General features: G+C 59.8%; 18 protein-coding genes. 9 read left to right on the top strand and 9 right to left on the bottom strand.

Annotated features, from left to right (window positions below; translation table 11 throughout):
• Nucleotides 1–7: 7 nt before the first annotated feature.
• From AC0L37_RS03220 to AC0L37_RS03200, 5 genes are all read right to left on the bottom strand, one after another.
• Nucleotides 8–670 (bottom strand): diacylglycerol/lipid kinase family protein, encoded by a 663-nt coding sequence (locus AC0L37_RS03220; protein ID WP_282222023.1) that lies wholly within the window; start codon nt 668–670, stop codon nt 8–10.
• Between the two features lie 43 nt (nt 671–713).
• Nucleotides 714–917 (bottom strand): diacylglycerol kinase family protein, encoded by a 204-nt coding sequence (locus tag AC0L37_RS03215; RefSeq protein ID WP_282222024.1) that lies wholly within the window; start codon nt 915–917, stop codon nt 714–716.
• Between the two features lie 22 nt (nt 918–939).
• Nucleotides 940–2040 carry a sensor histidine kinase gene (locus AC0L37_RS03210; RefSeq protein WP_473314262.1) on the bottom strand — a complete coding sequence of 367 codons (1101 nt, stop codon included), beginning with the start codon at nt 2038–2040 and terminating at the stop codon, nt 940–942.
• Nucleotides 2041–2065: 25 nt separating this feature from the next.
• Nucleotides 2066–2350 (bottom strand): CHASE3 domain-containing protein, encoded by a 285-nt coding sequence (locus AC0L37_RS03205; protein WP_473314259.1) that lies wholly within the window; start codon nt 2348–2350, stop codon nt 2066–2068.
• A gap of 82 nt (nt 2351–2432) precedes the next feature.
• The gene (locus AC0L37_RS03200; protein WP_249327550.1) at nt 2433–3125 is read right to left on the bottom strand and encodes a Crp/Fnr family transcriptional regulator; all 693 of its coding nucleotides are present in this window, start codon (nt 3123–3125) and stop codon (nt 2433–2435) included.
• Between the two features lie 184 nt (nt 3126–3309).
• Between AC0L37_RS03200 and AC0L37_RS03195 the strand changes: the two genes are divergently transcribed.
• On the top strand, nt 3310–3714 hold the full coding sequence (locus AC0L37_RS03195) for a response regulator (RefSeq protein ID WP_282222026.1): 405 nt from the start codon (nt 3310–3312) through the stop codon (nt 3712–3714).
• Here the strand turns inward: AC0L37_RS03195 and AC0L37_RS03190 are convergent.
• Nucleotides 3689–4243, bottom strand: a complete 555-nt coding sequence (locus AC0L37_RS03190) for an RNA polymerase sigma factor (protein WP_212657007.1) — start codon at nt 4241–4243, stop codon at nt 3689–3691. The genes AC0L37_RS03195 and AC0L37_RS03190 overlap by 26 nt on opposite strands.
• Nucleotides 4244–4247: 4 nt before the next feature.
• A complete protein-coding gene (locus tag AC0L37_RS03185; protein ID WP_269371097.1) occupies nt 4248–4472 on the bottom strand; it encodes a NepR family anti-sigma factor in 225 nt (74 codons plus the stop codon).
• A gap of 156 nt (nt 4473–4628) precedes the next feature.
• On the opposite strand from AC0L37_RS03185, the gene AC0L37_RS03180 reads away from it, so the two are divergent.
• Nucleotides 4629–5423: a response regulator gene (locus AC0L37_RS03180; RefSeq protein ID WP_212657006.1), complete on the top strand. Its 795-nt coding sequence runs from the start codon at nt 4629–4631 to the stop codon at nt 5421–5423.
• A 115-nt stretch (nt 5424–5538) separates the two neighbouring features.
• Complete coding sequence (locus tag AC0L37_RS03175; protein WP_212657005.1) at nt 5539–5703, top strand: DUF1328 domain-containing protein; 165 nt, start codon at nt 5539–5541, stop codon at nt 5701–5703.
• Between the two features lie 54 nt (nt 5704–5757).
• Here AC0L37_RS03175 and AC0L37_RS03170 read toward each other — a convergent pair whose 3' ends face one another.
• Entirely contained in the window at nt 5758–6597 is an 840-nt protein-coding gene (locus AC0L37_RS03170) for a YdcF family protein (RefSeq protein WP_282222027.1), read from the bottom strand.
• A 152-nt stretch (nt 6598–6749) separates the two neighbouring features.
• Between AC0L37_RS03170 and AC0L37_RS03165 the strand changes: the two genes are divergently transcribed.
• The 6 genes from AC0L37_RS03165 to AC0L37_RS03140 all read left to right on the top strand — a co-directional run bounded on the left by AC0L37_RS03165 (nt 6750) and on the right by AC0L37_RS03140 (nt 11432).
• Nucleotides 6750–7547: an ABC transporter ATP-binding protein gene (locus AC0L37_RS03165; protein ID WP_282222028.1), complete on the top strand. Its 798-nt coding sequence runs from the start codon at nt 6750–6752 to the stop codon at nt 7545–7547.
• Between the two features lie 55 nt (nt 7548–7602).
• The gene (locus AC0L37_RS03160) at nt 7603–8355 is read left to right on the top strand and encodes a transporter substrate-binding domain-containing protein (protein WP_212657003.1); all 753 of its coding nucleotides are present in this window, start codon (nt 7603–7605) and stop codon (nt 8353–8355) included.
• Nucleotides 8356–8441: 86 nt separating this feature from the next.
• The gene (locus AC0L37_RS03155; protein ID WP_282222029.1) at nt 8442–9251 is read left to right on the top strand and encodes an ABC transporter permease subunit; all 810 of its coding nucleotides are present in this window, start codon (nt 8442–8444) and stop codon (nt 9249–9251) included.
• The gene (locus tag AC0L37_RS03150) at nt 9251–9985 is read left to right on the top strand and encodes an ABC transporter permease (protein WP_282222030.1); all 735 of its coding nucleotides are present in this window, start codon (nt 9251–9253) and stop codon (nt 9983–9985) included. The genes AC0L37_RS03155 and AC0L37_RS03150 overlap by 1 nt, the downstream gene beginning before the upstream one ends.
• Nucleotides 9986–9989: 4 nt before the next feature.
• Nucleotides 9990–10280, top strand: a complete 291-nt coding sequence (locus AC0L37_RS03145; protein WP_212657000.1) for an MTH1187 family thiamine-binding protein — start codon at nt 9990–9992, stop codon at nt 10278–10280.
• A gap of 9 nt (nt 10281–10289) precedes the next feature.
• Nucleotides 10290–11432 carry a succinylglutamate desuccinylase/aspartoacylase family protein gene (locus AC0L37_RS03140; protein WP_282222031.1) on the top strand — a complete coding sequence of 381 codons (1143 nt, stop codon included), beginning with the start codon at nt 10290–10292 and terminating at the stop codon, nt 11430–11432.
• On the opposite strand, the gene AC0L37_RS03135 is transcribed toward AC0L37_RS03140, so the two are convergent.
• Nucleotides 11429–13828 (bottom strand): putative bifunctional diguanylate cyclase/phosphodiesterase, encoded by a 2400-nt coding sequence (locus AC0L37_RS03135; protein ID WP_282222032.1) that lies wholly within the window; start codon nt 13826–13828, stop codon nt 11429–11431. The genes AC0L37_RS03140 and AC0L37_RS03135 overlap by 4 nt on opposite strands.
• Nucleotides 13829–13890: the final 62 nt, after the last annotated feature.

The raw sequence follows: 13890 nt of genomic DNA, 5'->3' as shown, positions 1-13890 counted from the left end.
TTCAGGTCTATTCGACAACAAGTTGTCGGGGTTTGATGACCTTGAGTGCGCCCGGCTTGATGGCCAGTTCCACCGACGCATCCAGCGTCACCAACTCGCCATCAATGACCGCCTGTGCACCCTTCTTGCGGTTCGGGAAGTGCAGAGTCAGCGAAGTTACTTCCTTTTCTGAAATCATGGGGCTCGAGCGCCATGTGCCCAGAAATATTCCGGTCCCCAGCGCCGCCAGTTCCGACGATGTTACGGGCGCGGCGACATAAACGCCAAGCACCCCCGCATCCAGCCGATCTGCATGGGGAATGTGGCCGTCGCCTACAGGGTTGTTCGATACCGCAATACCCGACACTCGCCGCTTTTCCGTACCCTTTGCGGTCCGCAACTCGGCTTCGAATACGGGCGGGCGTACCACAGCCGCTGCCACTGCACGCAGGCTCGCCAAGAGCTTACCCAGCCGGCTGCCATAGGTCATGCCCTCGCGGATCCGCACCAGACGAGCGTGGATACCCACCCCAAATTGATGCACGAACAACTGCCCATTCGCTGTGGCGACATCCACGACGCCCAATTCACCAGCCGCTAGCGCTTCAAGAGCTTCATCGAGGTCAAGGGGCACCTGAAGCGCGCGTGCAAACAGGTTCATCGTGCCCGCCGGGAGCACCGCCAAGGGCATCCCCGTTTCGTAAGCAATGCCGGCTGCCGTTGAAATGGTGCCGTCACCCCCCTGCTAGGACGGCGTCTACGCCCTCCTCGCCCGCAGCATCGCGCAGTTGCGCTTCTACCGCGTCGCCCGCCACCACCCGACAATCGAGCGTGTGACCGTGACGCTTGAAGGCTGCGACCGCATCGGCGCAGAAGGCGTCCAAATCCATGGTCCGCAAGGTACCGCCATCGCGGTTGAGGATCGCCACTACGTGCAAGGCACTGCTCCACTCTGTTAGATTAGGCCCCGGCCTGCTGGTTCTCAATCCCGGGTAGCGGCACGACAACTCTCAGGCCACCGGTCGGCGGACGCTGATATTCGGGAACGCCACCGAACTGATGCGCCAACTGCTTGACGATCACGGAGCCCAGCCCGCCTTCTCCCGGCTGGCTATCGGCAGCCATCCCAACGCCGTCGTCGGTCACCGACAGGATTGGAACGCCATCCCCGTCGCGTTTGAGCTGCACCAAGATGTTGCCGCCATGCTCTTCAGGAAACGCATGCTTGAGGGCATTGGTTACAAGCTCGCCCACCAGAATCCCGATCGTAGTGGAATCGCGCGCACTGATGACAATCGCATCCACCTCGCCGGTCAGCTTAACGCCCTTGGCATCGGAAACCGTTGTCGAAAGATCCTGCAGCACCGCATCGAGAAATTCGTCGGCGCTGGCGGTTTCCAGATCCTCACCCAGCCGCAGCCGACGGTGTGCCGAGGCAATGGCATGCACGCGCGACCGTGCCGCTTCGAGCGCCTGCTTGACCTCATCGGACTTGCTGCGCATCAATTGAAGGCCAAGCAGCGACGACACCGTCGCCAGTGAATTGCCAATCCTGTGACTGGTGTCCTGCAACAGCGTCTCTACGCGCTCACGCTCTCGCTCTGCATGCGCACGTGCCTCTTCGACCGCTTGCGTCCGCTCGCGGACATGGGCCTCCAACACTTCCTTTTCGCTCTGCAACAGGCTGCGGTTATGCGCCAATACGCGCACTTCACGCTGCGCCCGCACGAACAGCACATAGGCCAGCACGACCGCGCCAACGAGCGCCGCGATGATGGCGCCAACCAGCCAGCGCCGAGAGGCATCAATGCTCCAGTTACGATCGAGCAGTTTCTGGTTTTCTTCGCCGATGAACTGCTCGAGTGCCAGGCGCACCGGCTCCATCGGCCGCTCGCTCGATCCGCTGGTCAGCAGCGCTCTCGCTTCATCAAGCCGTTGCCCTGCCACCAGCGTCATCACCTGCGCCAGGCCATCGGCTCGGAGGCGAATATCATCCACGATCGACTGCACCCTGGACGCTTGAGCGGCATCATTGCTGACCACAGCAGCCAATGAACCCATGCGCGTTTCAATGGCGGCCGAGGCCCTACGATAGGATCTCGAGATAACGCCTTTCTTCGGTCAACATGTAGCCAAGCTGACTGCTCTCGGCATCGGTCAAGGCCAGGGTGAGCTCACGCGCCTGGTTGCGCACCTCATAGGTCCGCGTCATGTCGTCGATCTGGCGCTCGATACCCTGCATCAACACCAATGAGGCAACGACGGCCAATACGACAAGCGTCAACGACACCAGCACAGCCAGCCGCTGGGTTATCCGCGGGCGCTTCGCGCGTTCGATAACTCGTTTCGTCATGCTGTCGGGGATGCTCATCACCATTGTTGTAATGCGGCAGAATCATACCGCCCCTTTGCAGTGCAGCACACCGGTGTCAGCTTTGAGGCTCGCCCCCGCTTCATATCAACGGTCGACCGCCCTCAGGCAGCCCCTCCCATTCAGCCAGCGCCATCAGCCCTTGAACATCAATGACCTCGCAGGAGCGATCCAGCCACTGGATCAAGCCGCGTTCGGCAAGCTTGCGCAGGGTCTTGTTGGTATGAACGATGGACAGGCCCAGCGTGTCGGCGACATGCTGCTGAGTGATGGGGATGAACAGGTTCTTGTCCGACACCAGGCCGACCGATACCGCTCGCTGGTGCAGGAATGCCAGCAGATAGGCGGCGCGCTCCATCGCCGTCCGCCGCCCCAGGCTGAGTAGATGATCATCGAGCATCCGCTCTTCACGCGCTGCCAGCCAGGTAATATCGAACCCCAGACCCGGATGATTGCGGAACAGTTCACTGAGCCGATCACGCTGAAACACGCACAGCACCGAGGTCGACAGCGCCTCGACCGAGTGCTCCATCTCGCCAATAATCGACCCTTGCAGCCCGATCAGATCGCCGGGCAACATATAATTCAGGATTTGCCGTCGCCCATCAGCGAGTACCTTGTAGCGAAAGGCCCAGCCCGACAGCAGCGTGTAAAGGTGCGAACTGTGCGCGCCCTCCGACAGCAGCGTCGCCCCAGTCTCCGCAACCAGCTCGCCAGTCTTGAAGCTTGATATGAATTGCAGCTCGTTAGCCGCAAAAGAGCGAAACCCCGGCATGGCGCGCAGCGGGCACTGTTCGCAAGGAACGCGCCGTCCTGAGGTGGGAAGAACGAGATTCAATCTGCACCCGGACGCTGAGTAAAAGACATTGCTTAACCCAACGCGGCCGAGCCCGGTCCGTTCCCCACATGTCATATTTAAATGACATTAGCGCCTTCGCGGTCCATTCAATCATTTTTAGATGGTGAAAGAAGACATGCTCAGCGGCCAGACTGTCCTCATCGTCGAGGCAGAGTTTCTAATCGCATTCGATATTCAAGCCATGCTGGAAGACCTGTCCGCAGGTCAATTGCTGCTGGCTCGCTCTGCTGCTGAAGCCAATCGATTCAAACCGGATTGGCCCTCGATTGATCTGGCGATCATCGAGTGTGTTCGCAATTGCGCGCAGACCGATGAATTGCTCACCGGCCTGCTGCAGTCTGGAACGTCTGTGGTTCTCAATTCATCCGATAGCGCATTGATCGATGGCCATCCGGACTTTCCTGATATTCCTGTGATCATCAAACCGATGATCGAGGAAGATTTTCGCCGCTCCGTGGCCCGGGCGATTGCCCGGCTCCCTAGAACGAGTGATTGTGCGTCGTAACCTGAGCCGAAACGGCATCGGGACCATAGTCAGACTCGCCGACAATCTTGAGAATGTCCTGCAGGCGCGTCCGGGCCCGGCTGACCCGGCTCTTCATTGTGCCCACAGCGCAATCACAGATCTCTGCAGCTTCCTCATAGGAGAAGCCCGAGGCACCAATCAGGATCACCGCTTCGCGCTGATCGTCAGGCAACTGGCTCAGCGCCTTTTTGAAGTCCTGCATGTCCATCGAGCCGTACTGTGCTGGATGCACCGAAAGCCGCTCTGTAAACGCGCCATCGCTATCCTGGACTTCACGGCCCCGCTTGCGCATCTGGCTGTAGAATTCATTGCGCAGAATAGTGAAGAGCCAAGCCTTGATATTGGTGCCCATTTCAAAGCTGGTCTGCTTCGCCCAGGCCTTCATCACGGTGTCCTGCACCAGATCGTCGGCCTTGTCGTGCTTGCCTGTCAGCGACACGGCGAAAGCGCGCAGGCTGGGCAATGTCGCAAGCATTTCGCGCTTGAAAGACGTCGGTTCGGCGGTCATGCCGTTACTCTCCGTCTCTGGAAGAATTGGCTTTGGCTGCCTGGTTCTGCTCAGCGCTATCGAGTTTTTCGAGCAGGTCGAGAAGCTGATCAGGAACACCTTCGTCCTGAACAGCTCCATAAAGCGCCCGCAGACGATTGCCGATATCCGTATTCGGACCCAGCCCATCATCTGCCCGCGCCGCCTGCGTCCGCATACGTTGCTGGGTCAAAAGTTTGTCCTTTTCCATGCCTACCGCGACCGTCAGATCGGTTGAATCGTTAGATTTGCTTGATCAATGCGCCACATTCAAAAAAGTTCCGCAAGGGCCGGAACTTTTGTTTTGCCGCCCCGTTGTGTAAATTCGTGGAAGCACGAGCCTAAAGCGTCACTGGGAGTTTGATATATGTCTTTGTCCACGCGGATCGCGCCGCACCTGCCTTACCTGCGGCGATTTTCCCGGGCGGTAACCGGGTCGCAAACCTCCGGCGATGCCTACGTCGCCGCCACCCTTGAAGCACTGATCGCCGACATTTCGCTTTTTCCCGAAGCCAGCAATGATCGCATCGCGCTTTATAAACTGTTTTCCGCACTGTTTTCTTCTTCAGCGGTGCAGGTGCCAGAGCCCATTTCCAGCTATGCTTGGGAACAGCGTGCCGCCAGCAATCTGGCCAATCTGTCGCCCCGCCCACGTCAGGCCTTCCTGCTGGTCGCCGTTGAAGGCTTCACCCACCCGCAGGCCGCCGAAATTCTCGATGTGAGCGAAGACGATTTCGCCAAGCTCATCGATGAAGCATCCGTCGAAATCTCGCGCCAGGTCGCCACCGAGATCATGATCATCGAAGATGAGCCACTGATCGCCATGGACATTGAACAGCTGGTTGAAAGCCTTGGACACAAGGTCGTCTGCGTTGCACGCACCCACAAGGAAGCAGTCAACCTGTTCGCCAAGCATCAGCCACGCATGATCCTGGCCGATATTCAGCTCGCCGATGGCAGCTCGGGTATTGATGCGGTCAACGACATTCTCAACACCCATGCGGTGCCGGTGATTTTCATCACCGCCTTCCCGGAACGCCTGCTGACCGGCGAGCGGCCAGAGCCAACCTTCCTGGTCACCAAGCCGTTCAACCCGGACATGGTCAAGGCACTGATCAGCCAGGCGCTGTTCTTTGATGAGGGCTCACGCGCCGCAGCCTGACACCAACCCCAACGCATTAATAGAAGGGCCGGTTTTCCGGCCCTTTTTGCTGTTATACGGAACCTGAAAACCCCTCGTCCGTTGTAAAACCAACACGTATTCAGAGGAGCTTTTCATGCTGTACTATGCACTCGTCTTTCTGGTGATCGCACTGGTCGCCGGCATCTTGGGCTTCGGTGGTATTGCCGGCGCGTCCGCCGGTATCGCCCAGATCCTGTTCTTTCTTTTTCTGGCATTCCTGGTCATCTCGCTGGTCATTGGTTTCATTCGCCGCACTTAGCCACAGACCATCCTGACACCCTGTTTCGGCCTCGCCCATCGGCGGGGCCGAACCTTATGTGGTAGGTGAGACCGATGGACCGGGGAAAACTGTGTCGATCCGGCCGGTCGCCGCGTAAACCAGCAAGCCGACCCACTCCCGGATCGCCACGCTGGTATTGGAAAAATTGTACACCGGGTTGGCCAGGTCCAGGCCAAAGCCTTCCGCGCCGGTGCTGCGATAGTCCGTTGGCCAAGCAATTACTTCCAGCCCAGCTTTCTCAAACAGCGCCACCGAGCGCGGCATATGAAAGGCCGAGGTCACCAGCATGATTGCCCCATTCACCTCGCCCAGCATGACGCGGGTCAGATCGGCGTTTTCAATCGTGTTGCGGGACGCCGTCTCAAGCACCAACCGATCGGCCGGCACCCCAAGATCCGCCAGCAATCGCGCCGACGTCACCGCCTCGGCCTCGACACCCTGCGTCAGCAGGCCCGTGCCACCGCTCAGCACAATTCTGGCCGCCGGATAGGTCTGAGCCAGATAGACTGCCGCGACCAGACGATCGCCTGCTTCGTTGAGTTCTGAAACGCCGCGCGCACCGCTCACGCGCCCCACCGTAGAACCACCCAGCACGATGATGGTCGATACCGAAACCGGCATTTGCGCGGGGCGCTCGAAGCGGTTTTCCAGCGGTCCGATCAGCAAGGCGCCCAGTGTGGTATATCCACTCACCACCAGAACGCTCAACCCGAGCCCGCCAAGCGCCAGCCCCCATCGGACGCGGCGCCATGCCACCAGCACACCGCCCGCCAGCACCAACAGGGCGCAGATACTGATCGGTTGTGCGACTAGCCAGAACAATTTTGAAACCACAAAGAACATCGCCTGCCCGTCCGTTGACGCCATTGTCATGCGATACAATACCGATCACCGCCCTGCCACGGCGAATTCGCGCTTGCTATCTGCCCCGCTTCTGTTTTTGTTGAGGACGGTCAAGATTGCCAGTCTCAATAAGGCAACCGCCGGTCAGGAAACGTCTGCGCTATGCAGGCTATTGGGTGAAAATGGCGCAAGCTACCGCTGTAGTTGCGGACAAATTGCCAGTTGTGGCGATCCGCGATCTGCACAAATCCTTCGGCACGCTTGAAGTGCTCAAGGGTATTTCGTTCACTGCCAATGAGGGCGAAGTCGTGTCGCTGATCGGCTCGTCCGGTTCAGGCAAGTCGACTCTTCTGCGCTGTATCAACATGCTCGAAATACCCGACAGTGGCGTGGTCAGCATTGACGGCGAAGAGATCAAGCTGCGCGGCACCCATCCGCATCGCCAGATTGCCGACGAGCACCAGATCCGTCGCATTCGTTCCGAGCTGGGCATGGTGTTCCAGAGCTTTAATCTGTGGGCCCATCTGACCATTCTCGAAAACGTCATGGAAGCGCCGTTGATCGTCCAGAAGCGCGCGCGCGACGAGGTCGAGACCGAGGCTCGCGCCATGCTCGACAAGGTCGGCATTGGTGCCAAAGCCGACGCCTATCCCGCACAACTTTCCGGCGGCCAGCAGCAACGCGCCGCGATCGCGCGCGCCCTGTGCATCAATCCGCGCGTCATGCTGTTTGATGAACCGACCTCGGCACTCGATCCCGAACTCGAAGTCGAGGTACTGCGCGTCATCAAGGTGCTGGCTGACGAAGGCCGCACCATGGTGCTGGTCACCCACGACATGGAATTTGCCCGATCCGTCTCGGATCGCGTGATCTTCCTGCACAAGGGCGCCATTGAAGAGCAAGGCACGCCCGACGAGGTCTTCAGCGCCACCAAATCCGCCCGCCTCAAACAATTTCTCAATGCCGCCAACCACGACTAGGCGACAAGTCCCGGTCAACGGGCACACGCAGAGCAACATTCAACGGAGAAACAAGATGAAGAAGCTCATTCTCACAGCCGCCGCGCTTCTGGCGCTCGGCACGACTGCCCAGGCACAGGAAACGGTGCGCATTGCCACCGAGGGTGCCTATGCCCCCTGGAACTTCCTCGATGATAGCGGCGCACCCGCTGGCTTCGAAATCGACCTGGGCAATGCCATCTGCGAACAGGCCGAACTTTCCTGCGAATTCATCATCAACGATTGGGACTCCATCATTCCCAACCTGCTCGCTGGCAACTACGACGTGATCATGGCCGGTATGTCGATTACCGAAGAACGTCTGGAAACCATCGACTTCACCCAGAACTACTTCCCACCCGATCCGTCGCTGTACATCGCGGCAGCCGGCGCGGGCATTGATCCCAGCGCACTTGAAGGCAAGCGCGTCGGCGTTCAGGGCGGCACTATCCAGGCTGCCTATGCCGAAGAAAACCTCGGCGCCAACAATACCATCGTCTCCTTCGGCACCGCCGATCAGGCCATGGCTGATCTGGGCGCTGGCAATCTCGACACCATCCTGGCCGACGGCGCCTATCTTGAGCCCGTCGTTGCAGCATCCGGCGGCGCTTTCGAATTCGTGGGCGAAGACGTGATGATCGGCAGCGGCGTTGGTGGCGGCATCCGCAAGGACGAAGCTGACCTCAAGGGCAAGTTTGACGACGCCCTGACCGCCCTCAAGAAGGACGGCACCGTCGACGAACTGATCGCCAAGTGGTTCGAGGGCCGTGGCCCGTACTTCGCCGACTAAAGCACTTGCCGGGGTGGGCTCAACACCCACCCCGGATTTTCTGAAAGCCCATCCATGCCCCCTTCCATGCCCCGCTGGATCAGCCCATGAGCGACGACATCGCCTTCTGGCTGGACTATCTCACCAACGGCAAGCATCTGACCTGGTACGCCAGCTTTCAGTTCACCATTTTTGCAGCACTCTTTGGCGGCACGCTCGCCGTGGTCTTCGGCCTGATCGGCGCGACCCTGAAGAATTCTCAGTTCTGGCCCCTGCGCCTGATCGGTTCGACCTACTCATCCATCGTCCGCGGCGTCCCCGACGTGTTGTTCTTTCTGTTCTTCCCGCTCGCCTTCGAACAGGCCGTTGAGTGGTTTCTGGCCACACAGGTCTGCTCCCCCGAGGCAATCGCTCTGCAATCAGCGGCCTGGCCGCCCTGCAAGGAAGCCAACTGGTTTCTGGGCACCCCTGAATATCTGATCCTGGCCTCGGTCTCGCTGGGCATCGTCTATGGCGCCTTCGCCACCAATGTCATTCACGGCGCCATGCGCGCAGTACCCAAAGGCCAGCTGGAAGCCGCTCGCGCCTATGGCATGTCCCTGGCCCAGGTAATGTGGCGCGTCCATATCCGCCAGATGTGGGTTTACGCCCTGCCCGGCCTGTCCAATGTCTGGATGCTGATCGTCAAGGCAACATCGCTGCTCTCACTGCTGCAGATCGCCGACATCGTGCTCTGGGCCGATCGCCTGGGCGCGCCGAATTTCCTGCCCACCGTTGGTCTGGTACATGAGGACTGGCGCTGGCGCTATTATCTGGTGCTGTTCGTTTTCTATATTCTGGTCACGCTGGTCTCCGAGAAGGCTTTCGGTGCACTCATGAACCGCGCCGGTCGCGGCATTCTCAACGAGGCCAGATAATGGAGCGCTTCCTCCAGGAAATCGTGCTGTTTGCGCCCGCCGTGGTGTTCAACATCTATTTCGCCGTCGCCTCCATCCCGCTTGGTTTTGTGATGGCCATCTTTCTGGCGCTGGGAAAGGCCTCTGACAATCCGCTGATCTCACGGCTCAGTCGCGGCTATATCTACGCCTTTCGGGGCTCACCGCTCTTCATCCAGTTCTTCATGATCTATTCGCTCACGCTCTCGTTCAACCTGGCGGTATGGAAGCCCCTGGGTGTGTCATGGTTCGTGCTGCACCCGCTGTTCATCGGCCCGCTCGTTCTGGTGCTAAACACCAGTGCCTATACCGCCGAAATATTCTATGGCGCCCTGCGCGCCGTGCCGCGCGGCGAGGTGGAAGCAGCCCGCGCCTATGGCATGAGCCGGCGCCAGCAATTCCGTCAGGTCGTCTGGCCCAATCTCATCCGGCTGGCCTGGCCTGCCTATACCAACGAGGTGGTGTTCCTGTTCCACGCCACTGCCATTGTCTATTTCGCTTTGCCGGTCATCGGCATGCAAAAGGATGTGATGATCACAGCCAAGGAATTGTTCGAACGCGACTATAATGCCTTCCTGCATTTCTCGGTCGCGGCGCTCTATTTCCTAGCTGTGTCGCTGGTCATCTTCTTCCTGTTCGGCCTGATCTATAAGCGCCTTATGCGGCACATGCCGGCCGCCCCCAGCATGCGTTTTGCCCCCAAATGGATGCGTTAGCCTCATGAAGATTATCGCCGATTTCTGCATCGTCCCCATGGGTGTGGGGCCCTCTGTCTCGACCTATGTCCGGGAAATCCAGACCATTATCGAGGCCTCTGGCCTGGTTCATGTCATGCATGCCAATGGCACCAATATCGAGGGCGAGATGGCCCAGGTCAGTGCGCTGATCGAGGCCTGCTGCGCCCGCCTCACCGAAATGGGCATTGAGCGCACTTTCTGCACCATGGCGTTTTCAACCCGTACCGACAAACCGCAGACCATGGCCGACAAGCTCGCCAGCCTCACTCCTTAGAGAACTCCAATGGCTTTTGAACTGCACTCCACCACGCTGAGCGGCGACACACCCGGCGCTGCCACCACGCTCTATTGGTACACAGCCGGTCCTGCTGACGCGGCCACGCGCGTACACCTCCAGGCCGCGCTGCACGCTGACGAACAGCCCGGCACCATGGCGCTGCACCACCTGCTGCCAAAACTGCGCGATGCGGACGCTGCCGGCCAGCTCAGGGCGCATTTCACCATCTACCCCTCGGTCAACCCGCTGGGCCTGGCCACCTATGCCCTGCGCAACCACGTCGGGCGCTACGACATTGAAACGGGCGTCAATTACAACCGCCGCTGGCCCGACCTCTATCCTCAGATAGCCAACGCCATTGCAGGCAAGCTTGGCAGCGACCCCAAAGCCAACATTCAGACAATCCGCACCGCCGTCGCAGCTTGGCTCGACAGCCAGCGTCCCGCATCGGCCATCCAGCAATTGCGGCTGCTGGTCATGAAGTCTGCGACCACCGCCGACATCGTGCTCGACCTGCACTGCGATGATCACAGCCTCAAGCACATCTTCACCTCACCCGAGTTGATGCCCGGCCTTCAGGATCTGGCCGACTGGATGGGGGTTGCCGCCACCCTGACCGCCGAGGACAGCGGTGGCGGCTCGTTCGACGAGGTGCTCCCATCGCTCTATCGCAAGGCTCAGCTTGCCAATCCGGATCACCCCATCCCGGCGGTGGCTGAAACCGCAACACTGGAATATCGCGGGCGCGCCGATAGTTATGACAGCGTTGGTCAGGTCGATGCGGCGGGACTGTTCGGCTTTTTCGCCGGGCGCGGCCTGATTGCGGCGGATGCCGGGACCACACCCGCTGCAGCACCCGCTCCGACCCCATTCGAGGCAACCGAAGTCCTGCGTGCCGAGGCACCGGGCCTGCTCGCCTATCGGGTGGAGCTGGGCGACCGCGTCAAGAAGGGCCAGCCCATCGCCGATCTCATCGCCATGGATGGGCCCGAGGCCTTTATGGCACGCCAACCCATTCTGGCCGGCACCGACGGGTTTGTGCTCTCAATGGTCACCGCCAAATACGTCAGGCGCGGCGCCACCATTGCCAAGATTGTCGGCGACGAAATCCTGCCTGCCCGCGCGGGTGGCTATCTGCTCGAAGACTAGCTGGCGATGGCTGCCAGCCGCGCTTGTGCTTCGGAGGTCACCGCTTCGGCGCGCCCGGGGAAGCGGGTCAGCAGGTAGTGGGGCAACTCGACCGGGTCCAGCGGCCGGGCAAAGAAGAAGCCCTGCAACTGATCGCAGGCTATCTCTGTCAGGAAGCTTGCCTGCTCGCGTGTCTCAACGCCCTCTGCGGTGATCTTGAGCTTGAGCGTGCGCCCGAGCGAAGCAATCGCCTTGAGGATATCGCGTGCCACTTCGTCGCCGCTCGATGCGTTGACGAACGAGCGGTCGATCTTGATCTTGTCGAAGGGGAATTTCAGCAGGTAGTTCAGGCTTGAATAGCCGGTGCCAAAGTCGTCCATGGCGATGCTGACGCCCAGTGCGCGCAATTCACCAAGCTTGGCCACAACCTCTTCTGGGTCTTCCATTAGCAGACCCTCGGTGATTTCGATCTCCAGCCGCTTGGGTGCCAAACCCGACATGGCCAGCGCTTTCTGCACCACCTGCGTAATGTCTGATCGCCGGAAATGCTTGGCCGACAGGTTCACCGCCACGGTCAGATGCTCCGGCCAGGTCGACGCCGCCATACAGGCCTGCTCGATAGTCCAGTCGCCAATGTCGACGATCAGGTTCGAGTGCTCAGCCACCGGGATGAACTCCACCGGCGGCACCAGCCCGCGGATCGGATGGTTCCAGCGGATCAGCGCCTCAAAGCCTACCGGTTCTTCGCTCTCGGCCGAAACCAGCGGCTGGTAGTACAGGACCAGTTCACGATTGCCGATAGCGTCGCGCAGTTCCACTTCCAGCAGGCGCCGTTCACGGGCGTCACTGTCCATCTGGCTTTCAAAGAAGCGATAGACCGAGCGACCGTCATCCTTGGCCCGATAGAGCGCCAGATCGGCATTGCGCAAGATCTGGTCTGGGCGCGTGCCGCTCAACGGCGCCATGGCAATGCCCACGCTCATGCCGATGACAACCTCTTCACCTTCGATGATGAAAGGGCGCTTGATCTCGGCGATCAGGCGATCAGCCAGCCGAGCTACCATTTCGCTATCGCCACTATTGGGCAGGATGATCGCAAATTCATCACCGCCCAACCGGGCCGTCAGATCGGGCTCATGCACCAGCTCATCGATCCGCTTGGCCACCTCTACCAGCAGTCGGTCGCCAACCATATGCCCGCGACTGTCATTGACCGATTTGAATTGGTCCAGATCAAGGAACATCACGGTGAACGGCGCGCCGTAGCGCTCCAGGCGGGCGACACAGCTATTGAGCTGTTCGGTAAACTTGTTCCGGTTGAGCAAGCCGGTCATCGGATCATGATGCGCCAGCATGGTGATCCGCCGCTCCGCCAGCTTGCGGGCGGTAACGTCAGAACCGGTGCCGATATAACCCAGATAGACTCCGGCGTCGTCAAAGGCTGGCTTGCCTGTCAGCGCCCACCAGCACTCAACGCCTGCGGCGGTGACCCGCAACTCGATATCCTGAAATGTCTTGCGATCACTTACGTCGCGTTCAAGCTGCGCCACCAGCGTATCGTTGGGCGGCGTGATGCACTGCATGAAATGCACGAAATCAGCGCCCACCAGATCGTCCTCATCCACGCCTGTTGCTGTGGTGAAGCCACTCGAAAGCCGGTTGATGGAGCCGTCTGCATCAAAGCCCCACACCCAGTCCGAAGCCGCCTGTTCGAACTCGCGCAGCAGCAACCCGATGATCTCGCGCTTTTCCAGCAGCAGCGCTTCAGATGCGCGATGAGCCACAAAGGCCGAGGCATGGTTGAAGGTGATGCCCACCATGATGGAAGTAAACGCCATCAGCAGTACACCCTGCACCCAGACATCAGGCGTGGAATCCATGCCTACTACCGTGCCCAGTGCACCCACGATCAGCGGGATCGTAAAGGCCGCAAGCGCTTGGGGATAATTCACCAGGGCCATCATCGAGATGCACAACAGGCCACCCGCGCCAATCGTGGCCGCGCCGCGCACCGTTGAATTGAGATCGACCGGGATGATGTTGAACACCACACCCCACAATGTGCCCAGCAGCAGCGCATAAAGCACTGTGCGCACCACCGATTTATGTGGCTTGCTCTCAAGGCTCAGATTGGGGTTGCTCCACGCCAGATAGCTTGCGTGCAATTGCAGCATATTGATTGCGGCCAGCGTAACAGCCATCGGCCAGAACCGGGCGGTCCCCCAGGTCAGCAGCAGAAACACCACCGAGACCACGACCGTGCTCGCCAGCATGGCCGGTGTCATCTTGCTGACCGAGTTCAATTGTTGGCGCAGCAGCTTCTGGCGCACCGCCGTGGGCAGGTCTGCCGCACCAATGGCGCGGTCGACAAACCCGTTGACCAGGGAAAGCAGGCCGGACCCAGACTGAGTGTTCATGAGCCTAGAATGGACCGGCAGCACTTAATTTTGCGTGAGTCCAACCGTCCAGTTACGAAGTA

The organism is Devosia sp. J2-20 (assembly GCF_055808475.1).
The sequence above is the reverse complement of the archived record's forward strand: the minus strand, read 5'-3'. Positions and strand labels throughout refer to the sequence as shown.